Source organism: Micromonospora sp. CPCC 206060 (assembly GCF_036906895.1).
Classification (GTDB): domain Bacteria; phylum Actinomycetota; class Actinomycetes; order Mycobacteriales; family Micromonosporaceae; genus Micromonospora.
Map to the genome: position 1 here is coordinate 1 of NZ_JBAKHU010000087.1, position 19,220 is coordinate 19,220.

Below are 19,220 nucleotides of genomic sequence, written 5' to 3' on the forward strand. Positions count from 1 at the left end.
CATCCGCGCCCTGGAGGACCAGGCCGCATAACCGAGTCCTCCACGATTCCAGGGGATTGACACTACGCCCACGCCCACCTGCGCCACCTGTTCCCCTACCTACCGACCGCCTCCGGCTACGGCAAACGGGTCCGCGCTTCCGGTGAGTTGATCACCACCGTGATCCGTGCCCTGGCCCGCGCCACCGGAACCGGAGTGCCGGCTCTACGGCTGATCGACTCCACCCCCGTGCCGTGCGGCGCCTCACGCGAGACGGTGAAACGCTCGGACCTGGCCGGGGACGCCGGCTACGGCTACAGCGCCTCCCACTCCCGCTACTTCTGGGGGATGCGTCTGTACCTGCTGGCCACCGCCGAGGGCATGCCGGTCCTGTGGTGCCTGGCCCACCCGAAGCTCGACGAACGCGAGGTCATGACCGCGCTCATCGAGGCCGATCACCACCTGGTCGCCACCGGGCAGGTCATCCTGGCCGACCGCGGCTTCGCCGGTCCCGCATTCGAACGCTTCTGCGATGACCTGGGTGTTCACCTGGTCCGCCCGAAACGGGCCAACGCCAAGTCCGACCCACCGCGTACACCGGCCGAGCGGGCGCTGCTCCGGGTACGGCAATGGATCGAGTCGATCTTCCAGACCCTCAAAGGCCAGCTTTCCCTGAAACGCCACGGCGCCCGCCGCCCGGCCGGCCTGTTCGCCCGTGTCGGTCAACGCCTGCTCGCCCTGGCCGCCGTGATCTGGCACAACACCAACATCGGCGCGCCACACCCACGATCACTCATCGCCTACGACCACTGAGCAGCCAGGACTTCGGACCCGATCATCTAGTACGTACCTCACCTGCCGCCGCACCTCGCCCGGTCGTGCCGACGAGCGGATGCTTCGGGTTCATCCGGGCTATCGAGTACGAGACCGTCGGCGGTGCCTGGCAGCCACAACGGGGCTATCGATCACTTGGAATCTTGTCGTACTAGCCTTCGCCGCATGGCCTTGCGACCGGACGAGTTCTATGACCACGCAGTCGCCGCCGCGGACGGCGAGCGCCGGCTCCCGTTGGCACGCATGACCGGATGGGAAATCAGTCCGTTCGAGCCGGACGGACTGCGCGTAGCGCCGTTGCGCCCGCCGGTGCTCCCAGAACCCGCGCGGCACGGCGAGGATCCGTCGGACTGCGACGCCTGCCGCAACCGGAACGAAGGGATCTGGTTCAACGATCACTGGCGGCTGGTCCGGATTCCGGGAGTGGGCGTCCCGCTGGTGCTCATGCTGTATCCGCGCGATCACTACGACATGGCGGATCTACCGGACGAACTGGCCGCCGAACTGGGGCTGTTGAGCACCCGCATCGTCCGCCACGTGCAGGCACTGCCGCACATCTCGCGGGCCCACGTCTACCGCATCGGAGATGGTGGCGCCCACCTGCACGTCTGGTTCTTCGCTCGGCCCGAGGGACAGGCCCAATTGTACGGGTCGTGGCTGGCCATCTGGGACGACCTGCTACCGGAGTACCCAGCGGACGTCGCAGAAGCTGACGCTGAAATCGTGGCAGACGCGTTGGTCGCGTGCCACGGAGGCCACCGGTCGCCCACCAGCGAACCTGCCGCCTGACCGGCCTGATCCACGACCCGAATGTCACCGTCACAGGGACCGGGGTCGACCGGACGGGGTTCGGGTGTCCACCCCGCACGCCTCGGCGAACTCGTACACGTCCAAGTTCGGATCGTTGTAGCCGAGTACCTGCGCCACCACCCACACGGCGTTCTTGCGGACGCAGTTGGATTCGACTTCGCTGAGCGGCTTGATCAGCCCGCCGCGGATGCTGTCGTGTTCGCGGCGACCTGAGCCGCCCCACCGGACCCGGCCGTCTCTGCCCGACCGGCCGCCGGCGGTGTCCACGCGGCCGCGCCGACTGCGGTCGCCAGCCTCAGCCCGGCTGCGATCATCAGCCTTCTGATCCGCACCACGCTACCCCACCACCCCTCATCGAATCATTCTTGTCGATTGATCGAGGTGCTGTCGAATGGTCGACGGGGTGGATCGGGCCGTCACGGTCGGTCAGCCGCCGACCCGACCCGCCCCGGGTGGCCGCGACGATCTCGGCCGCGATACTGACAGCGGTCTCCTGTGGCGTACGGGCGCCGAGGTCCAGACCGACCGGGGAGTGCAACGTGGCCAGTACGGCATCGGTCAGGCCCGCCTCGCGCAGCCGTGACAGCCGGTCGGCGTGGGTACGGCGGGAACCCATAGCGCCGACGTACCCGGCCGGGGTTCGCAACGCCACCTCCAGCAGGGGTACGTCGAAGCGCGCGTCGTGGGTGAGTACGCAGAGCACCGTCCGGCCGTCGACCAGCCCGGCGCGTACCTGGTCGGCCAGATAGCGGTCCGGGCGGTCCACCACCACCTCGGCCGCGTCGGGGAAGCGGTGTGCGGTGGCGAACGTCGCCCGGGCGTCACAGACGGTCACCCGGTAGCCGAGGAAGGCGCCGATCCGGCACAGCTCGACGGCGAAGTCGATCGCCCCGAACACCAGCATGCGCGGCGGCGGCAGGTGCCGCTCGACGAAGAGGGTGAGCCGCTCGCCGGCGTGGGCCAGCCGGACCAGCCGGTGCGGTTCGCAGTCGTATCCGTCGTCGAGCCCACGGCGTGCCGCGTCGCGCCCGGCGGCGTCGAGGGCGGCCGGGCCGAGCGTCCCGGCCACCCGGTCTGCCCAGACCACCAGCCGCCGGCCGACCCGGCTACGGTCGTCGGCGTCGACGCAGGTCACCACCGAAACCGGCGTACCCGACCGGATCGTCTCGGCCACCTGCTCCAACTCGGGGAAGGTGGCCGGCGAGATCCGCTGGACGAACACGTCGACGACACCGCCGCAGGTCAGGCCCACCGCGAACGCGTCGTCGTCGGTGACCCCGTAGCGGCGCAGCACCGGCGCCTGGTCCGGGTCGGCGGCGAGATGGTAGACGTCGGCCTCGACACAGCCACCGGAGACGCTTCCGGTGACCTCGCCGTCCGGGGCGACGAGCATGCTCGCACCCGGCGTACGCGGCGCGGAGCGCCAGGTGGCCACGACGGTGGCCAGCCCGACGGTGTGCCCGCCGCGCCACCAGCGCAGCAGTTCGTCGAGGACGTCACGCATGGCGTACGTCCACGTCCGCGCCGTCGGCGACGTCGTCGCACGGCACCGGCTCGGCGTCGTGGGCGGCCAGGTAGCGTCGGGCCCCGGTGTCCCCGGTGGCGCCGTCGGCCACCCCGGCCCAGTGCGCCCGTCCGATCAGCACCGGGTGCCCCGGACGGCCGCCGTAGGTGGCGACGCGCAGCGCGGTCGGATCCGCGTACGCGCCGACCCGGCGTACCGCGTCGGCGGTGACGTCGGGGGTGTCCACCAGCATCACCACCACCGCCGGGACCGAGGCGGGCAGCGCGGCCAGGCCAGCCCGCAGGGACGAGCCCATCCCGCTGGGCCAGTCCGGATTGACCACCAGCCGCGCCCCGAACCGCTGCTCCAGCCGTAACGGCCGGCCCCGGTGCGCCTCGGCTCCGAGCACCACGATGACGGGAGCGCAACCACCCTCGTGCAGGGTGCGTACCGCCCGCTCCAGCATCAGCTCGCCGGCCGGCCCGCAAGCCGGCGGCGCGATCGGGGCGCGCTGCGCGCCGGGACCGGGCGGGACGGGCGCGAACGCCTTGGGCCGCCCGTAGCGCCGTCCCGCCCCGGCGGCCAGGACCAGGCCGGCGTTCGGCGCGGAGGACAGGCCGCTCACCGCAGGTCCCGGGCCAGGGTGGTGGCCCGCTGCCAACGGTGGGCGACCGCGTCGCGGGCCGGGGCGGTCAGCGACCCGTACGCCCGCAGCCGGGCCATGCCGCCGTCCGGGTGGATGTCCAACCGCAGCCGGTCGACCGGCCCGGGATCGGTGACCCGGAACCGGTGCCGGGTGTCGGGCTGCAACCGGGTACGCGGCAGCAGCGTCCGACCGTTCCCGTCGGTCACCTCGGCCCAGCCGGGCGCGTTGCCCTTGAAGTGGGTGGTGTCCAGCTCCAGCAGGTGGACACCGCCGGCCCCGGCGAGTTCCACCAGCACCCAGTCGTTGCCGTCGTCGCGGCGGCGGCGGGTCTCCCACCCGTCGCCCATGTTCACCGCCAGCCCGGGCAGCAGCAGGTTGCCCGGTGAGCCGTAGAACCGGTCGCTGCAGTCGACGACCCGTCCGCCGTACTCGGCGGCGGCGAGGTCGAACACGGCCGGCAGCAGGTCCGGGTCGAACAGCGGTACGCCGTGGGCGCGCAGCCGGGCGACTCCGCCGTCGGGGAAGATGGTGAGCCGCAGGTGGGTGACCCGGGCCTGCCGGTTCGGCTCGCCGACCGGGAAGGTGTGCACCGCGTCGCCGGTCAGGTCCGACCGATCCACCAGCGGGAACCACTGCGCTGTGGCGAGTTCCGCCGGGGACGGGTAGCCGTCGACGCAGCAGCCGTCCACGGCGGCCTGCGGCGGGTAGTTGCCGGTGAAGTGCGCGGTGTCGACCAGCACGGTGTGGACCAGTCCGGGCGCGCCGAGCCTGACGATGGCGTGGTCGCTGCCGCTCTCCCGGCGGCGCCGGGTCTCCCATCCGTCGTAGACCTGTCCCTTGGCGCCGAAGTCGCGCGGGTTGAAGCGGGCCGGGCCGGGGTTGATCAGGTTCTCCCGATCGGCGAAGGACTCGTCGTTGGCGTAGACGACGCTGCCACCCATCGCCCGGGAGGCGAGATCCACCAGATTGTCGGCGTTCACGGGCCAGCTCCGTTCAGCGGGTGATTAAGGCGGGAACCCCGGGCGTTCCACATGCGGCCTGACCCCGCAGCCAGCGAGGACAGTGATCCACAAGCCCGCCCATTCATGGGCGGGTAGTTGACGTGTCGTTGCCGGGCCGGCTCAGGTCGGCGCCGGGGCGGCTCAGTAGCCGTCCGATCGTTGCCTGGCCGGCCGGTACGCCGCGCAGCCAGGTGTGCCGCACCACACCGTGCAGCCGTCGACCGTGGTAGGGGCTGATCGGGTGGCGGTGGTGCAGCGTCGTGGCGTCCACGGTGAAGGTCGCCTCGGGGTCGAAGGCGACCAGGTCAGCGGCGGCCCCCACCTCGATGCGGCCCTTGTCGGGCAGGCCCACCAGGTCGGCGGGGTTGCGGGCTTGCCAGCGCACCACGTCGGCGAGGGTGAAGCCGCGTGCCCGGGCGGCGGTCCAGACCACCGGCAGGGCCAGCTGCACCGAGGCGATACCGCCCCAGGCCGAGGCGAAGTCGCCCGCCTTCAGCGCCGGGGTGCAGGGGGAGTGGTCCGACACGACGCAGGTGATGACACCGTCGCGCAGGCCCTGCCACAGGGCGTCCTGGTGGGTGCGGTCCCGAATCGGCGGGCAGCACTTGTACTCGGTGGCGGCGTCCGGGACCTCCCCGGCGTCCAGGGTGAGGTAGTGCGGGCAGGTCTCGGCGGTCACCGGTAGGCCGTCGCGTTGCGCGGCCTCGATCATCGGCAGCGCGTCGCCGGCGGCCAGGTGCAGGATGTGCAGCCGGGCGCCGGTGCGCCGGGCCACGGCGATCGCCCGGGCGATCGCGTTGACCTCGGCGGCGGCCGGCCGGGACGCGACGAACTCGGCGAAGCTGCGGGCCCGTTCCGGCGCGGTGACCAGCGCGGCGTCCTCGGCGTGTACGACGAACAGCGCCCCGACCGCGGTCATCGCCTCGGACAGTTGGGTGTCGTCCAGCGGCGGGAACTCCGGCACCCCGGAGTCGATGGTGAAGGCCTTGAAGCCGAAGACGCCGGCGGCGTGCAGGTCGGCCAGCCGCCCGGCGTTGCCCGGGACCGCCCCGCCCCAGAAACCGACGTCCACGTGGCACTTTCCGGCTGCGGCGGACTGTTTGACCCGCAGCGACGGCACGTCGACGGTGGGTGGGACCGAGTTCAGCGGCATGTCGATGATGGTGGTGACCCCGCCGGCGGCCGCCGCCCGGGTCGCCGTGGCGAATCCCTCCCACTCGGTGCGTCCCGGCTCGTTGACATGCACGTGGGTGTCGACCAGTCCCGGCAGCAGGGCGCAGTCACCCACGTCGACCCCGTCGGCGCGGTGGTAGTCCTCGACCGCCGTGATCCGGCCGTCGCGCACCACCACGGCTGCCGGCCGCTCGCCGTCACCGGTGACCACCCGGCGGGAGCGCACCACGAGATCCCCGGTCAGCATGACAACTCCGTCTCGTCGGCGTCGATCGCGCCGCAGGCCAGCCCTCGGCGCAGGAACGCGGACAGGGCCCGCTCGGTGGCCGGTTCGTCGAGGAAGCCGCCGCCGGCGCGGTCCCGGTAGGCGCGCAGCCGGGCCCGGGCGGCCGGCGCACCCTCCCGGAAGAAGGCGTACGACGCGGCGAACCGGGTCGGTAGCTGCGCCGGGTGCAGGTCCCAGCCCTGGTAGAAACCGCGCTCCAGGGACCGGCGGACGAGTCGGGCGTGCAGTGCCCATGCCCGGTGCACCTGGTCCCGGTCGCCGACGGGCAGGACGTTGCTGGAACCGTCGCTGAGCCACACGCCGGTGCCGGCGGCGGCGACCTGCATGACCGCCTTGGCGTGGTCGGCCACCGGATGCTCCATCGACTGCAGGTGCGCGGCCACCCCGCAGGCCGCCGAGTAGTCGTAGGTGCCGTAGTGCATTCCCCGGCAGCGTCCCCCTGCGGCGTGGATCATGCGGGCCACCAGGGCGGTGCCGTCCGGGCCGAGGACCGCCTGGGTGGTCTCGACCTGCAGCTCGAACCGCAGTGCCCCCGGCGCCGGCTCCAGCCGCGCGCAGAGCGCGGCCATCGCCTCGACCTGCTCGACCGCGCTCACCTTGGGCAGGGTCACCACGAATCCGGTGGGCAGCTCGCCCAACGCGTCGAGGAACACGTCGAGGGTCCGCAGCGCCCGGCGCCGGGTGGTGGCCTCCAGACTCTTGATCCGGATGCCGGTGAACGGTGCGGGTCGGGCCGCCACGACTGCCGCCGCCGCCCGGGCGTGCGCGTCCTCGGTGGCGTCGTCGACCGTGCCGTAGCCGTCCTCGAAGTCGATCCGGAGGTCCTCGACCGGCTCGGTGCGCAGCTTGGCGGTGACCCGCGCGTGCAGCTCCTCCGGGTACGGCGGCCCGTGCTCGTCGAGCGCCCGCAACGCCCGCCCGCCCCAGCTGGCCGGCAGGTCGACGTGGACCTGCCCGGCCGGAACGTAGACGGTGTGCACCGGCTGGCGCTCCACCCGGTCGCCTGGATAGCGCGCGGCCAGGGCCGCGTCGACCGGCGCGAGTCGCGCGTCGATCCGTTCGTAGTCGGCCGAGGTCAACATCAGTCGATCAGCTCGCTCGCCGGTAGGGTCAGGAAGTCGACGAACTCGTCGGCCAGCACCACCCGTTCGAACAGCTCCCGAGCCTGGACGAGCAGGGCCGGGTCGACCGGGGACAGCGCGGCGACCTCCTCGTCGACCAGCGCGCGCACCAGGTCGGCGGTTACCTGTCCGCCGCTGGCCAGCCGGGCGCCGGTCCGCAGCCACTGCCACAGCTGGGAGCGGGAGATCTCGGCGGTCGCCGCGTCCTCCATCAGGTTGTCGATCGCCACCGCCCCGCTGCCGCCGAGCCACGCCCGCAGGTAGCCGATGCCGGCGGCGATGTTGCGGCGTACCCCGGCCACGGTGACCGACCCGCCGGTGGCGGCCACGTCCAGCAGATCCTTGGCGCTGACATGGACATCGGGGCGTAGCACGTCGAGCTGGTGCGGCCGGGACACGGGTGCCCCCTGCCGCCGGAGCAGCGTCTCGTCGAAGACGGACCGGCAGGTCGGCACCAGGTCCGGGTGCGCCACCCAGGAGCCGTCGAACCCGTCGTCGGCCTCCCGCTGCTTGTCCTGCCGGACGGCGGACAGCGCCGCCTCGGTGGCCGCCGGGTCCCGGCGGTTGGGGATGGCGGCGGCCATCCCGCCGATCGCGTACGCGCCCCGACGGTGGCAGGTGGCGACCAGCAGCTGGGAGTACGCCCGTAGGAACGGCGCCGTCATGGTGACCGAGCTGCGGTCGGGCAGCGTGTACGCCGGGTTGTCGCGGAAGTTCTTGATCAGGCTGAACAGATAGTCCCAGCGCCCGGCGTTGAGGCCGCTGGCGTGGTCGCGCAGCACCCAGAGGATCTCGTCCATCTCGAACGCGGCCGTGATGGTCTCGATCAGTACGGTCGCCCGGATGCTGCCGTACGGGACGCCCAGCAGCCGCTGCGCCTCGGCGAAGACGTCCTGCCACAGCTGTGCCTCGTGGTGGTTCTCCAGCTTCGGTAGGTAGAAGTACGGTCCACTGCCGTTGGTCAGCAGCTCAGCGGCGTTGTGGAACAGGTAGAGCCCGAAGTCGACCAGCGACGCGGAACTGGGCGCGCCGTCGACCGGCAGGTGCCGCTCGGTCAGGTGCCAGCCCCGGGGGCGCATCACGATGGTGGGCAGCGGCCCGGGGTTCAGCGCGTACCGCCGGTCACCGGCCTGGTGTCTGATGGTGCGGCGGATCGCCTCGTGGAGGTTCGTCTGGCCGCCCAGCACATTGACCCAGTGCGGGGTGTTGGCGTCCTCCAGGTCGGCCAGCCACACGTTGGCGCCCGAGTTGAGCGCGTTGATGGTCATCTTCCGCTCGGTCGGGCCGGTGATCTCCACCCGCCGGTCGGTCAGGTCGGCCGGGGCCGGCGCCACCCGCCAGTCGGCCGCCCTGACGTGCGCGGTCTCCGGCAGAAAGTCCAGCGTGCCGGTACGGGCCAGCTCGGCCCGGCGACGCCGCCGGGCGGCGAGCAGCTCCGCGCGCCGTTCGCCGAAGCGGCGCTGCAGCTCGGTGACGAACTCGACAGCCGGTGGGGACAGGATCTCGGTCATCGGGGCTCCTGAGGCAGCGCGATGTGCTCGGGGCGGACCGGCACCCGGGGCAGGGCGGCACCGGTGGCGGCGCGGATGGCCGCGACGACCGCCGGGGTGGAGGAGATGGTGGGCGGCTCACCCACCCCGCGCAGCCCGTACGGCGACTGCGGGTCGGCCAGTTCCAGCACGTCGACGTGCATGGGAGGCATGTCCATGATGGTGGGGAGCAGATAGTCGGTGAACGACGGGTTGCGGACCCGTCCGCCGTCGAGCTGGATCTCCTCCAGCAACGCCAGGCCCAGCCCCTGGGCGGTGCCGCCGTGGATCTGGCCCACCACCGCCCGCGGGTTCATTGCCCGGCCCACGTCCTGGGCGGTGACGATCTCCACCACCCGTACCAGACCCAGTTCGACGTCCACGTCGACGGTGGCCCGGTGGGCGGCGAAGGCGTACTGCACGTGCGCGTCGCCCTGCCCGGTGACCGGGTCCAGGGGGTGGGTGGGGCGGTGCCGCCACTCGACGGTCTCCTCGATCGGCTCGTCACCGAGCAGGTCGGCGACGCTCGCCAGTACCGTCCGGTCCCGGTCGAGCACCAGCCCGCCGTCGAGCACCAGCCCGTCGTCGGGCCCGCCCACCGGGTTGTCCGGCCCGCCGGAGGAACCGGGGAGGCGGGCCAGCAGCCGCCGCCGGACCGCCTGGCAGGCTGCCCGTACCGCCCCGCCGGTCATGTACGTCTGCCGCGACGCCGACGAGGAACCGGCGCTGCCGACGGCGACGTCCGCCGGGGCGATGGTCACCCGTTCCACGCCCAGCTCGGTCCGGGCGATCTGCGCCTGGATCGTGACCAGCCCCTGGCCGACCTCGGCCGCCGCAGTGTGCACCAGCACCGCCGGTACGCCGCCGACCAGTTCCAGCCGGATCCGGGCGGTGGCGTAGTCATCGAACCCTTCGGAGAAGCAGACATTCTTGATGCCGATGCCGTACCCGACGCCGCGTACCACGCCGTCGCCGCGGGTGGTGTTGGCCGTGCCGCCGGGCGGGAACTCCGACCCGGCCGGGGCCGGGGGCCGGTCCGCCACCCGCCGCAGCAGCTCGGCGACCGGCGCCGGCCCCTCCACGACCTGGCCGGTGGGCATCCGGTCACCGGTGCCCAGCGCGTTGCGGATCCGCAGCTCGACCGGGTCCACGCCGAGCGCGGCGGCCAGCTTGTCCATCTGCGACTCGTAGCCGAAGCAGGCCTGCACCGCGCCGAAGCCGCGCATCGCCCCGCACGGCGGGTTGTTGGAATAGACGACGTAGCTGTCCATCACCACGTTCGGCACGTCGTACGGGCCGATGCCCAGCGTGGCCGCGTTCGCCGCCACCGCGCCCGAGCTGGACGCGTACGCTCCGCCGTCGAGCTCGATCCGGGCCTTGACGTAGACCAGCCGGCCGTCCCGGTCGGCGCCGTGCTCGTACCACATCCGCGCCGGATGCCGGTGCACGTGGCCGAAGAAGGACTCCTCCCGGCCGTACACCATCTTCACCGGCCGTCTGGTGCGCAGCGCCAACAGGCAGGCGTGGATCTGCATGGACAGGTCCTCACGCCCACCGAACGCGCCACCGACCCCGGCCAGGGTGAGCCGCACCAGCTCCCGGGGCAGACCCAGGGCGGCGGCGACCTGCTGCTGGTCCACGTGCAGCCACTGGGTGGCCACGTGCAGGTCCACGCCGCCGTCGTCGGCGGGCAGCGCCAGCCCGGACTCCGGGCCGAGGAACGCCTGGTCCTGCATCCCGACCTCGTAAACGCCGGTGACCACGACCTCGGCCCGCAGGTCCGGCTCACCCTTACGGATCGGCACGTGCCGCAGCACGTTGTCCCGGCCCTGGTGCACCCACGGCGCGTCCGGCCGCAGCGCGTCGCTGGCGTCGACCACCGGGTCGAGCACCTCGTAGTCGACCCGGATCGCCGCCAGCGCCCGCCGCGCGGTCTCCGGGTGGTCGGCGGCCACCACGGCCACCGGCTCACCCTGGTAGCGGACCTCACCGTCGGCCAGCACCGGCTGGTCGGCATGCTCCAGCCCGTACGTCTTCGCGCCCGGCACGTCCCGCTGGGTGAGCACCGCGTGCACCCCGGCCATCGCCTCGGCTCGCCCGGTGTCGATGGCGGTGATCCGGGCCCGGGGGTGCGGGCTGCGCAGCGTGGCGCCCCAGAGCATGTGCTGGGCCCACAGGTCGGAGGAGAAGGCGAACTGCCCGCTCACCTTGAGCCGCCCGTCGGGACGCTGCGGGCTGGCACCCACCCCGTCGGCGACCGACGCCGGCAACCCCACGTGCACGGTGCTCATCGCCTGACCAGCTCTCTGCTCACCCGGGCGAGATCCCGGGCGAGGGCCGACTCGTCGACCGTGCCCAGCCGCCCGTCCCGCACCACCGGGCGCCCGCTGACCAGGAGCGCCGCCACCGGCGCGGGCGGACCGAACACCAGCGCCGCCACCGGGTCGGCGATGCCGGCGTGGCCGAGCCCGTCCAGCCGCCACAACGCAACGTCAGCCAGCTTCCCCGGTTCCAGCGATCCCAGTTCGGTGTCCCGACCCAGACAGCGGGCACCGCCCATCGTCGACACGGCCAGCACCTCCCGCGCCGTCAGCGCCGCCGGCCCGCCGCGCAGCCGGGCGGCCAGCAGGGCCTGCCGCAGCTCACCGCCGAGCTGGCCGGACTCCTGCGAGGCCGGGCCGTCCACGCCCAGCCCCACCGGCACCCGGGCGTCCAGGAGGTCCCGCACCGGCGCGACACCCGCCCCGAGCCGCCCGTTCGAGCTCGGACAGTGCGCGACGCCGGTGCCGGTCGCGGCCAGCCGCGCGATCGACGTCTCGTCCAGGTGCACCCCGTGCGCCAGCCACACGTCTGGGCCGAGCCAGCCGAGCCGCTCGGCGTACTCCACCGGGGAGCACCCGAACCGCTCCCGGCAGTACGCGTCCTCCTCGACCGTCTCCGCCAGGTGCGTGTGCAGCCGCACCCCCCGGTCCCGGGCCAGCACGGCGCCCTCGCGCATCAGGTCCGCGGAGACCGAGAACGGCGAACACGGCGCGACCGCCACCCGCACCATCGCCTCGAACGCCGGGTCGTGATGCTTGTCGATCGCCTCGGCGGTGGCGGCCAGCGCCCGGTCCAGGGACTCCACCAGATTGTCCGGCGGCAGTCCACCGTCGGACCGGCCCAGGTCCATCGACCCCCGGCACGGGTGGAACCGGAGCCCCACCTCCCGCGCCGCGTCAACCTGGGCGGCGAACAGGTCACCGCCGCCACGCGGATACACGTAGTGGTGGTCGGTGCTGGTGGTGCAGCCGGACAGGGCCAGCCAGCCCAGACCTGCGGCGGTGGTCACCCGGACCAGGTCGGCGTCGATACCGGACCAGACCGGATAGAGCTCGACCAGCCACTCGAACAGGGTGCTCTGCTGGGCCAGCCCCCGGGTGGCCCACTGGTAGAGGTGGTGGTGCGTGTTGACCAGGCCGGGCGTGGCCAGGCAGCCGGAGCCGTCGATCCGCTCGTCGACCGGGCCGTCGTAGCGGCCCGCCCCGACCGTGACCAGGCGGTCGCCGTCGACGACCAGGTGCCCGTCGGCGTACTCGGTGCCCGCCGCGTCCACGCACGCGACGGCACAGCCGTCGATGACGGTGGTCACGCGTCACCCCCATCCGCCGCGATCCTTACCGCTTCCAGGATGTTCTCGTAGCCGGTGCAGCGGCACAGGTTGCCGGCCAGTTCCTCCCGCACCCGGGCGGTGTCCGGGCGCGGGCAGCGGCCGAGCAGGTCCTGGACGCAGACGACCAGGCCCGGAGTGCAGAACCCGCACTGCACCGCCCCGGCCCGGACGAACGCCGCCTGCACCCGGCCCAGCTCGCCGTCGTCGCCGGCGAGGCTCTCCACCGTCGCCACCTGCCGGCCCTCGGCCTGCCCGGCCGACACCAGGCAGGCGCAGACCGTGACACCGTCCAGCCAGACCGCGCAGGAGCCGCACTCGCCCTGCTCACAGGCGTTTTTGCTGCCGGTCAGGCCGAACCGTTCCCGCAGCACGTACAGCAGGCTCTCGCCCTCCCACACGTCGTCGGCGGTACGGGTGATCCCGTTGACCGTCGTCGTCAGCCGCATAGCTCCCTCCAAGCCCAGGTCAGGCAGCGTCGCGCCAGAACTGCCAGGGTGTGCCGGCGGTAGTCGGCGCTGCCGCGCACGTCGTCGATCGGGGTGGCCGCCCGCGCGACGAGGTCACCGAAGTGCCGGGCGACCTCCGCATCCAGCGCCGACCCGTCCTGCCAGGGCAGCGCCCCGACGGCGAACCGTTCGGCTTCGGTGGCCCGCAGCGGGGTCGGGGCCACCGAACCCATTCCGGTGCCGACGGTGCGCGCGGCCGGCCGCAGGTCCAGCGCGAACGAGCAGATCGCGATGACCATGGCATTGCGGGGGCCGACCTTCGCGAACTGCTGCGGCCCGTCCGCGCAGGGCACCAGGACCGACACGATCAACTCGGACGGGGTGAGCACGCTCCGTTTCGGACCGGTGAAGAACGACCCGACCGGAACGGTCCGGGTGCCCTCGGTAGAGGCCAGTACCACCTCCGCCCCGGACGCCAGTAGCGGCGGGTGACCGTCACCGGCCGGTGAGGCCGAGCCCAGGTTGCCGCCGAGCGTGCCCCGGTTGCGGATGAGCGGCGAGCCGACGGTGCGCGCCGCCGCCGCCAGACCGGGCAGGACGCTGCCCAGCTCCGCCATGATTCTGCTGTAGCTGACCCCGGCGCCGATGCGTACCCGGTCGCCCTCGGCCGACCACTGCGACAGCTCGGCGATCCGGGTCAGGTCGAGTAGGGCGGCCGGGCGTCGGCGGTTCAGGTTCAGCTCGACCATCACGTCGGTGCCGCCGGCGATGGGTACGCATTCCGGCCGCTGCGCCTTGACGGCCAGCGCGTCGGCCAGCGTGGTGGGGGTGATGAACTCCATCAGAACCTCTCACCGTCGGGGCTGACGGTGGAACCGGGCCCGATCCGGGGGGCGGGCTCCTGGCCGGCGGTCGGACCGGGCCCGATCGCCGGCTCGGGCCGGTCCCGCAGCACGGTGCCCTCGATCAGCCCGTACGGCCGGTCCGCCGGGAAGTAGACCTCGTCCGGGTTGTCCAGGTCGAACGGCGAGAGGTCGACCAGGAAGTGGTGCCGGTTCGGCAGCGCCAGCCGGACCTGGCGTACCTCCGGCACCGCGGCCAGCACCGCCTCGCCCATCGCGTACAGGGTCTGCTGCAACGAGTGGCTGTACGTGCCGACGAACGCGTCCACCAGTGCCTTCCGGACCTCGGCGTAGAGCGGGTTCCAGCGCCCCTCGTCGACCCGGTCCACCTCCCACGACGCGTCCACGGCCGTGGCCAGGATCCGGTCGGTGGTCGGCGCCAGCGTGGTGTACCGGTCCCGGGTGAAGCCCCAGAACTCCGAGTCGGTGGTGTTCAGCAGGGTCAGCCCGTGCAACTCGCCGGTGACCTCCGCGCCGTCCGCCTCCGACCAGGTGACCGTGGCGCTGCGCACCTCGCCGTCGGAGCGGGCGAACGAATGTCCGCCGATCCGCTGCCACGGGTACTGCTCGATGCGCACCTCGGCCTGGTGGATCATCGGCTGCTCGGTGACGAAGTGCTCGGCCAGACGCAGCGCGAACTCCTCGATCGAGGCGATCCCGTACCGGCGGGCGAACGCGTACACGGTGTTCTTCTGGGTGTCCGTCGGCAGCACGTCGGTGTTGTCGCCAGTCAGGTGGGTCCGGCTCAGCTCCCCGGACAGCGACGTGCTGACGTTAAGGTCGACCAGGTCGTGGCGGTCACCGCCACGGGTCACCCGGACCAGGCGGCACTCCGCCTTGCCGTAACGGTTGGGACCAAGGAAGGCAGGCATCAGGACCCCCGGTAGGTGGTGTAGCCGAATGGGCTCAGCAGGAGTGGCAGGTGCAGGTGCAGGCCCGGGTCGGTGACCTCGAACACGACGGTGACCTCCGGGAAGAAGCCGTCCGGACCCTGGTACATGGAGACGTCGAAGGCCAGCCGGTGGCGGCCGGCGGCCAGTGGCACCGCCGACACCGCCAGCCGCCCGTCGGGGCCGGTGACCCCGTCGGCGACGCCGGTCCAGCCCGCCGAATCGAGCCGCTCCAGCCGCACCGGTACGCCGGCGGCCGGTCCGCCCCGGTTCGTGTCGAGCACGTGCGTTGACAAGCTCATGGGGACACCAATCTGTCCAGTCGCAGCCGGGTGATCGCCGCCAGCTCCCGGCGTACGCACCGCTGCTCGGTGACGGGATCGTTGTCGAGCCGGGCCCGTGCCTCGGTCAGCATCCGCTCGGCGGACAGGCCGGTCGCGCAGATCAGGAAGACGTGCCCGAAGCGTCGCTCGTAGTCCACGTTCGCCTGGGCCAGGGCAGCGGCTGTCCGGGCGTCCGCCCCGGCGGCCCCCGCCTGTTCGGCGCGGGACCAGGCGGCCTCACGTCCGCCGGACGCCAGCTGCTCACCGATGCGTGGATGCGCGTCCAGCGCGGGCAGCAGGTGCTCCCAGTCCAGGGCCGCGATGGTGTCGTCGCTGCGGGCCCGTAGCGCGGCGAGGTCCCCGAACGGCCGACCGTCGGCGACCAGCCGCGCCCACCGGGGCGCCGCGCAGCAGTTCAACAAGTCGGCCAGCACCTGCGGCGCCGGCAGGTCATTGAAGACGGTCAGGAACATGGCTAGAAGTGAACCGGCCGGCGGGGCCGGGGTTAACGGTGCGAAGAACCGAATCTTCTACGCGACCGGGCTACGGTTCTTGGAGATATCTACAAGGGCAGGTGTCGCATGCGGCTTCGTGACCTACTGGGGCAGCGGGATCTACGACTGCGGCTGCTCACCGATGGTGACGGGCTCGACCGCCGGCTCGGTCAGGTGTACACCACCGACCTGCCGGACTCCGGTCGGTACCTGTCCGGTGACGAGCTCGTGCTGACCGGGCTGATGTGGTGGCGCGAACCCGCCGACTCGGAACGCTTCGTCGTGTCGCTGTGCGATTCCGGTGTCGCCGCCCTCGGCGCCGGGGAAGGGCTGCTCGGCGCGGTCCCGGACGACCTCGTCGAGGCCTGCCGGCGGCTGCGGCTACCGCTGTTCGCCGTCCCCGCCGACGTGTCCTTCCGGCACATCACCGACCGATTCAGCTCCCTGCTGTGGGCGGAGCGGGAGGCCGTCGCCATCGCCGACCGTAGCCACCAGCGGGGCCGGCTCACCGCGCTGGCCGCTGGCGCCGAACTCGCCGAGGTCTGGCCGCCCGGGGTCGAGGCGTGGGTGCTCAGCTGCACCGGCCGTGTCGTGGCCGGTCCGCCGCTGCCGGCCGAGGCCCGCCTCGCCCAGGCGTTCCTGCGCGCGCCGGCGCTGCCGGCCAGGCGCACGGTCGGCGGCTGCGATTTCGAGCTGGCCGAGCTGCCCGGTGCCGGGCGTGAGGGCGCGCCCTTCGTGGTGGCCAGGGCGGGATCGCCATACCTCGACGAGCTGGTGCAGTTGGCCGCCCTCGACTACACCCGGCACGCGCGGGCCCGCCACATCGAACGCCGGCTGGCCACCCAGCTGGTGGAGCTGCTCACCGTGCAGGCCGAGCCGGTCGACGTCGCGGCGGCACTGCACGCGTGCCGGTTGAGCAGCGGTGACCGGCACATGGTGCTGGTCGCGTCGTCCGGTATCAGGCGGGCAGCGCTCGCCCTGATCGAGGAGCTGCTGCACCCCCAGCACGCCGCCGTCGGCGGCGGTGACGACCTCGCGGTCGCGATCGTGCCCACCGCCGATCCGCCGGCCACCCTGGCCGGTCTGCGGACCGCCGCAGCGACGGTACGGGCCGGGCCTAGGGGCAAGGTGCTCGCCATCGGCGCCAGTGAGGCCGCCGCCGGACCGGGCGGCCTAGCCGCCGCGCTGGCGTCGGCCCGTCACGCCCACGCCCGCGCGCTGCGCCGGGACGAGCCGGTCGCGATCCTCAGCAGCGCGGATCTCGCCTCGCACGAGCTGCTGCTGGCGAACGTGCCGTTGGCGAACCGCCGTGCCTTCGCCGAGCAGCTACTGGCGCCGTTGCGTGCCTACGACGCCGCGCATCAGGCCGACCTGGTGAACACGCTGGACACGTTCCTGCGCCTGAACGGCTCGTGGACCAAGTGCGCCAGCAGCCTGCACGTGCACGTGCACGTCAACACCCTGCGCTACCGGTTGCAGCGGATCGAGGTGCTGACCGGTCGCGACCTGGACAAGTTCGCCGACCGGGTGGACTTCTACCTGGCACTGCGCCAGAGCGACGAGCACCGACCCTGATCGGCGGCGCCGGTCACCCGCGTTTATCGCTGCCCACCTGTACGGTCACCGCGCCCCGGCGGCCGTGGGCCGGGCCCACGGCGGGACGTCCTGGCTACGCCGAGCGGCTTCGGCGCGGGGCTGGGGCGCGGGCGCGACGGGGCGGCGGGGCGGCGGAGGCGCCCACGGACTACGGTGCTCCCGGTACACCGCACGGGAAACTCATGCGTGAGCTGCAACAACAGGTGCTGAACCAGGCCGGCGCGCCCGCGCACACGTCTGTGACTTGCGACAAGAAGTTCATCACCGGCAATGTGAAGGCGAAGTGCATGGTGAAGTTCGACGATCTCGCGGTGCCGATGGACGTGACCGCGTCGATCGCTGACCAGTACATGACCTGGTCCGCCATCGCCTCGGTCGGCGTGCTGTCCCGGACGAACGTGGGCTGGCTGTGGAACAGCGAAGCAGTCAACAACAACGCCCGGCTGGGCACCGCGATGTGCGACGCCGCGATGCCCGACCAGGCGGTGTTCCCCTTCGGCGCGACGCCGTTCTTCTGCTGGTACACCATTGCGGAAGGCACCGTGGTGGAGAAGCAGGTGTCGGTCGGCCGGCGGGGCATCACCTTCGAGAAGGCCTGACCGAGCCATGGGGAGGCTCCGGCACGCCGCCGAAACACTCCGCCACACCGCCCATTGCGCTTCAAAGCGTAACCGGACCAGGTCTATCCCCACGAATACCAACCAGACCCTGAATGCAAAAGGTGTCTACCGCCGGACGAACACTACGGGCCGCGATCGAAGGGTGGGCTGAGTGGATAAACGAGGGCGCGACGGCGCCCGATTCTTCGGCGTTCTACACGGCCCAGCACGGCGCCACATCCGACGAAGCCAGGATGACCTGCAAGGTTGAGTGACCAGGCGTGGTCGTCACCGGCCTGCGCCGCGCGGCAAGATCATCCGGGCGGATGCCGAGCGCTGTGGCGACTGCATGATCAACTGAATCCGCCATCTGAATCTGGACGGCTGGACTCGGAACTGGCCGGATGAAATGGCAGCACGGCAGGTTTGACTCCGCCCTCCGGCGATACTTACTCGTGGGTCTAGCGTTACGTAATGCAGTTTGCTATTGTTGGCGCATGAACACCCATTTTGAATATGGGTGCTATGTGGACGTGTCTTAATCCCCCCCTCGGACACGAACCATGCACCCACGGTCCGCGTCGAGATCCACTTCAGCGCGGACCGTTTGTGTTTCCGGCTGGTAGACGAGGTGGAGGCCGAGTTGCCGGTAGACCTCGGCCTTGTCGGCGGGGTTGGCGTCGCGGAGCACGGTGATGATGTCGCCCAGGCTGTGGACCAGGTTGGTTATCTCTGTACGGCTCATGGGGCGTGGTCCGGTGGTCTGAAGCATGTGCAGGTGGGATTTTGCTCGGGTTCGTTTGGTTTGTGGCTGGGCTATCCATTCGGTGACCACTGCCGGATCCGCTCCGGCGTCGAGGGCGGCTCGGTAGCGTTCGAGTTTCGCGTCGCATTCGGCGAAGGGATCAGCCTGGACGAGATCGGCCGGGCCCGCGACTCCGACGTCGGCTACATGCGCAACGTCCACCCGCTGCCCGACCGGCCCTGCTGCGGTGTGATCAACGGCGCCTGCGGTGGTGGACCGTCACTCCGCGAGCCTCCAGGCGGGTCGGGACATTGGGGTCGTCGAGGTGCGCCAGGGTGATGTCCAGGTTGCGCAGTGCCAGCAGCGACTCCAGCGCCCCCGCCCCTGTGCAATCGCCGGTCAGGAACAGCTCCGACAGTGTCGGGTGGTCGGTCAGCGGGGTCAGGTCCAACGGCGCCGGGTGATAGCCGTGACCGTCCAGGTCCAACGACTGCAGGCCCGGCAGCGCGTGGATGCCCTCCAGCGACGTCACGTTGTAGTCGTCGGACTCGCCGCCCGTGTCGATGTCGAGGGTCTGCTCGATGAGCATGTAGATCTCGTTGCCGCCATCGAAGTTCAAGTGGTTGAGGGTGCGTTTCTTTTTGAGTGAGGTTGTTGTCCGGGTCATGCGGCTAGGGCGAGTTGGTCCTT

19 protein-coding genes and 1 pseudogene are annotated in these 19,220 nt (G+C 72.0%); 4 read left to right on the plus strand and 16 right to left on the minus strand.

What is annotated here, in order from left to right; genetic code table 11:
* Positions 1-63: 63 nt before the first annotated feature.
* Both V6U90_RS29345 and V6U90_RS29350 read left to right on the plus strand, forming a co-directional pair.
* Positions 64-792, plus strand: a pseudogene (locus V6U90_RS29345) (IS982 family transposase); the annotation flags it as partial.
* 186 nt (positions 793-978) lie between these two features.
* Positions 979-1,602 carry a hypothetical protein gene (locus tag V6U90_RS29350; RefSeq protein WP_334443545.1) on the plus strand — a complete coding sequence of 208 codons (624 nt, stop codon included), beginning with the start codon at positions 979-981 and terminating at the stop codon, positions 1,600-1,602.
* A gap of 30 nt (positions 1,603-1,632) precedes the next feature.
* Here the strand turns inward: V6U90_RS29350 and V6U90_RS29355 are convergent, their stop codons facing one another.
* The 14 genes from V6U90_RS29355 to uraD all read right to left on the minus strand — a co-directional run bounded on the left by V6U90_RS29355 (position 1,633) and on the right by uraD (position 15,569).
* Positions 1,633-1,890 (minus strand): hypothetical protein, encoded by a 258-nt coding sequence (locus V6U90_RS29355; RefSeq protein WP_334443547.1) that lies wholly within the window; start codon positions 1,888-1,890, stop codon positions 1,633-1,635.
* 46 nt (positions 1,891-1,936) lie between these two features.
* Positions 1,937-3,127: an XdhC family protein gene (locus tag V6U90_RS29360; RefSeq protein ID WP_334443549.1), complete on the minus strand. Its 1,191-nt coding sequence runs from the start codon at positions 3,125-3,127 to the stop codon at positions 1,937-1,939.
* The gene (locus V6U90_RS29365; protein WP_334443551.1) at positions 3,120-3,752 is read right to left on the minus strand and encodes a nucleotidyltransferase family protein; all 633 of its coding nucleotides are present in this window, start codon (positions 3,750-3,752) and stop codon (positions 3,120-3,122) included. The genes V6U90_RS29360 and V6U90_RS29365 overlap by 8 nt, the downstream gene beginning before the upstream one ends.
* A complete protein-coding gene (gene alc / locus V6U90_RS29370; protein ID WP_334443554.1) occupies positions 3,749-4,753 on the minus strand; it encodes an allantoicase in 1,005 nt (334 codons plus the stop codon). Before alc ends, V6U90_RS29365 begins: the two co-directional genes overlap by 4 nt.
* A gap of 103 nt (positions 4,754-4,856) precedes the next feature.
* Positions 4,857-6,194: an allantoinase AllB gene (gene allB / locus V6U90_RS29375; RefSeq protein ID WP_334443557.1), complete on the minus strand. Its 1,338-nt coding sequence runs from the start codon at positions 6,192-6,194 to the stop codon at positions 4,857-4,859.
* Positions 6,188-7,315 (minus strand): DUF6986 family protein, encoded by a 1,128-nt coding sequence (locus V6U90_RS29380; RefSeq protein ID WP_334443560.1) that lies wholly within the window; start codon positions 7,313-7,315, stop codon positions 6,188-6,190. The genes allB and V6U90_RS29380 overlap by 7 nt, the downstream gene beginning before the upstream one ends.
* Positions 7,315-8,865: a malate synthase A gene (gene aceB, locus V6U90_RS29385; RefSeq protein WP_334443562.1), complete on the minus strand. Its 1,551-nt coding sequence runs from the start codon at positions 8,863-8,865 to the stop codon at positions 7,315-7,317. The genes V6U90_RS29380 and aceB overlap by 1 nt, the downstream gene beginning before the upstream one ends.
* Complete coding sequence (gene pucD / locus V6U90_RS29390; RefSeq protein WP_334443564.1) at positions 8,862-11,174, minus strand: xanthine dehydrogenase subunit D; 2,313 nt, start codon at positions 11,172-11,174, stop codon at positions 8,862-8,864. Before pucD ends, aceB begins: the two co-directional genes overlap by 4 nt.
* Positions 11,171-12,514, minus strand: a complete 1,344-nt coding sequence (locus V6U90_RS29395; protein ID WP_334443567.1) for an 8-oxoguanine deaminase — start codon at positions 12,512-12,514, stop codon at positions 11,171-11,173. The genes pucD and V6U90_RS29395 overlap by 4 nt, the downstream gene beginning before the upstream one ends.
* Entirely contained in the window at positions 12,511-12,981 is a 471-nt protein-coding gene (locus tag V6U90_RS29400; RefSeq protein WP_334443570.1) for a (2Fe-2S)-binding protein, read from the minus strand. Before V6U90_RS29400 ends, V6U90_RS29395 begins: the two co-directional genes overlap by 4 nt.
* Positions 12,972-13,823 (minus strand): FAD binding domain-containing protein, encoded by an 852-nt coding sequence (locus V6U90_RS29405; RefSeq protein WP_334443572.1) that lies wholly within the window; start codon positions 13,821-13,823, stop codon positions 12,972-12,974. Before V6U90_RS29405 ends, V6U90_RS29400 begins: the two co-directional genes overlap by 10 nt.
* Complete coding sequence (gene pucL / locus V6U90_RS29410; protein ID WP_334443574.1) at positions 13,823-14,755, minus strand: factor-independent urate hydroxylase; 933 nt, start codon at positions 14,753-14,755, stop codon at positions 13,823-13,825. The genes V6U90_RS29405 and pucL overlap by 1 nt, the downstream gene beginning before the upstream one ends.
* On the minus strand, positions 14,755-15,075 hold the full coding sequence (gene uraH, locus V6U90_RS29415; RefSeq protein ID WP_334443576.1) for a hydroxyisourate hydrolase: 321 nt from the start codon (positions 15,073-15,075) through the stop codon (positions 14,755-14,757). Before uraH ends, pucL begins: the two co-directional genes overlap by 1 nt.
* The gene (gene uraD, locus V6U90_RS29420) at positions 15,072-15,569 is read right to left on the minus strand and encodes a 2-oxo-4-hydroxy-4-carboxy-5-ureidoimidazoline decarboxylase (RefSeq protein ID WP_334443578.1); all 498 of its coding nucleotides are present in this window, start codon (positions 15,567-15,569) and stop codon (positions 15,072-15,074) included. The genes uraH and uraD overlap by 4 nt, the downstream gene beginning before the upstream one ends.
* Before the next feature lie 108 nt (positions 15,570-15,677).
* Between uraD and V6U90_RS29425 the strand changes: the two genes are divergently transcribed.
* Both V6U90_RS29425 and V6U90_RS29430 read left to right on the plus strand, forming a co-directional pair.
* Positions 15,678-17,165 carry a PucR family transcriptional regulator gene (locus tag V6U90_RS29425; protein ID WP_334443581.1) on the plus strand — a complete coding sequence of 496 codons (1,488 nt, stop codon included), beginning with the start codon at positions 15,678-15,680 and terminating at the stop codon, positions 17,163-17,165.
* A gap of 203 nt (positions 17,166-17,368) precedes the next feature.
* Complete coding sequence (locus V6U90_RS29430; RefSeq protein ID WP_334443583.1) at positions 17,369-17,785, plus strand: hypothetical protein; 417 nt, start codon at positions 17,369-17,371, stop codon at positions 17,783-17,785.
* Between the two features lie 538 nt (positions 17,786-18,323).
* Here the strand turns inward: V6U90_RS29430 and V6U90_RS29435 are convergent.
* Together V6U90_RS29435 and V6U90_RS29440 are read right to left on the minus strand one after the other, a co-directional pair.
* Positions 18,324-18,752, minus strand: coding sequence for a hypothetical protein (locus V6U90_RS29435; RefSeq protein ID WP_334443585.1), 429 nt, complete (start codon positions 18,750-18,752; stop codon positions 18,324-18,326).
* 31 nt (positions 18,753-18,783) lie between these two features.
* Positions 18,784-19,149: a DUF6892 domain-containing protein gene (locus V6U90_RS29440; protein ID WP_334443588.1), complete on the minus strand. Its 366-nt coding sequence runs from the start codon at positions 19,147-19,149 to the stop codon at positions 18,784-18,786.
* Positions 19,150-19,220 lie beyond the last annotated feature (71 nt).

Excerpts from the sequence above, each read along its gene's own strand:
- V6U90_RS29425 (WP_334443581.1), top strand. The coding sequence starts at position 15,678 with ATGCGGCTTCGTGACCTACTGGGGCAGCGGGATCTACGACTGCGGCTG.
- V6U90_RS29430 (WP_334443583.1), top strand. The coding sequence starts at position 17,369 with ATGCGTGAGCTGCAACAACAGGTGCTGAACCAGGCCGGCGCGCCCGCG.
- pucL (WP_334443574.1), bottom strand. The coding sequence starts at position 14,755 with ATGCCTGCCTTCCTTGGTCCCAACCGTTACGGCAAGGCGGAGTGCCGC.
- V6U90_RS29360 (WP_334443549.1), bottom strand. The coding sequence starts at position 3,127 with ATGCGTGACGTCCTCGACGAACTGCTGCGCTGGTGGCGCGGCGGGCAC.
- aceB (WP_334443562.1), bottom strand. The coding sequence starts at position 8,865 with ATGACCGAGATCCTGTCCCCACCGGCTGTCGAGTTCGTCACCGAGCTG.
- V6U90_RS29405 (WP_334443572.1), bottom strand. The coding sequence starts at position 13,823 with ATGGAGTTCATCACCCCCACCACGCTGGCCGACGCGCTGGCCGTCAAG.
- V6U90_RS29400 (WP_334443570.1), bottom strand. The coding sequence starts at position 12,981 with ATGCGGCTGACGACGACGGTCAACGGGATCACCCGTACCGCCGACGAC.
- V6U90_RS29380 (WP_334443560.1), bottom strand. The coding sequence starts at position 7,315 with ATGTTGACCTCGGCCGACTACGAACGGATCGACGCGCGACTCGCGCCG.
- allB (WP_334443557.1), bottom strand. The coding sequence starts at position 6,194 with ATGCTGACCGGGGATCTCGTGGTGCGCTCCCGCCGGGTGGTCACCGGT.
- uraD (WP_334443578.1), bottom strand. The coding sequence starts at position 15,569 with ATGTTCCTGACCGTCTTCAATGACCTGCCGGCGCCGCAGGTGCTGGCC.
- V6U90_RS29350 (WP_334443545.1), top strand. The coding sequence starts at position 979 with ATGGCCTTGCGACCGGACGAGTTCTATGACCACGCAGTCGCCGCCGCG.
- uraH (WP_334443576.1), bottom strand. The coding sequence starts at position 15,075 with ATGAGCTTGTCAACGCACGTGCTCGACACGAACCGGGGCGGACCGGCC.
- pucD (WP_334443564.1), bottom strand. The coding sequence starts at position 11,174 with ATGAGCACCGTGCACGTGGGGTTGCCGGCGTCGGTCGCCGACGGGGTG.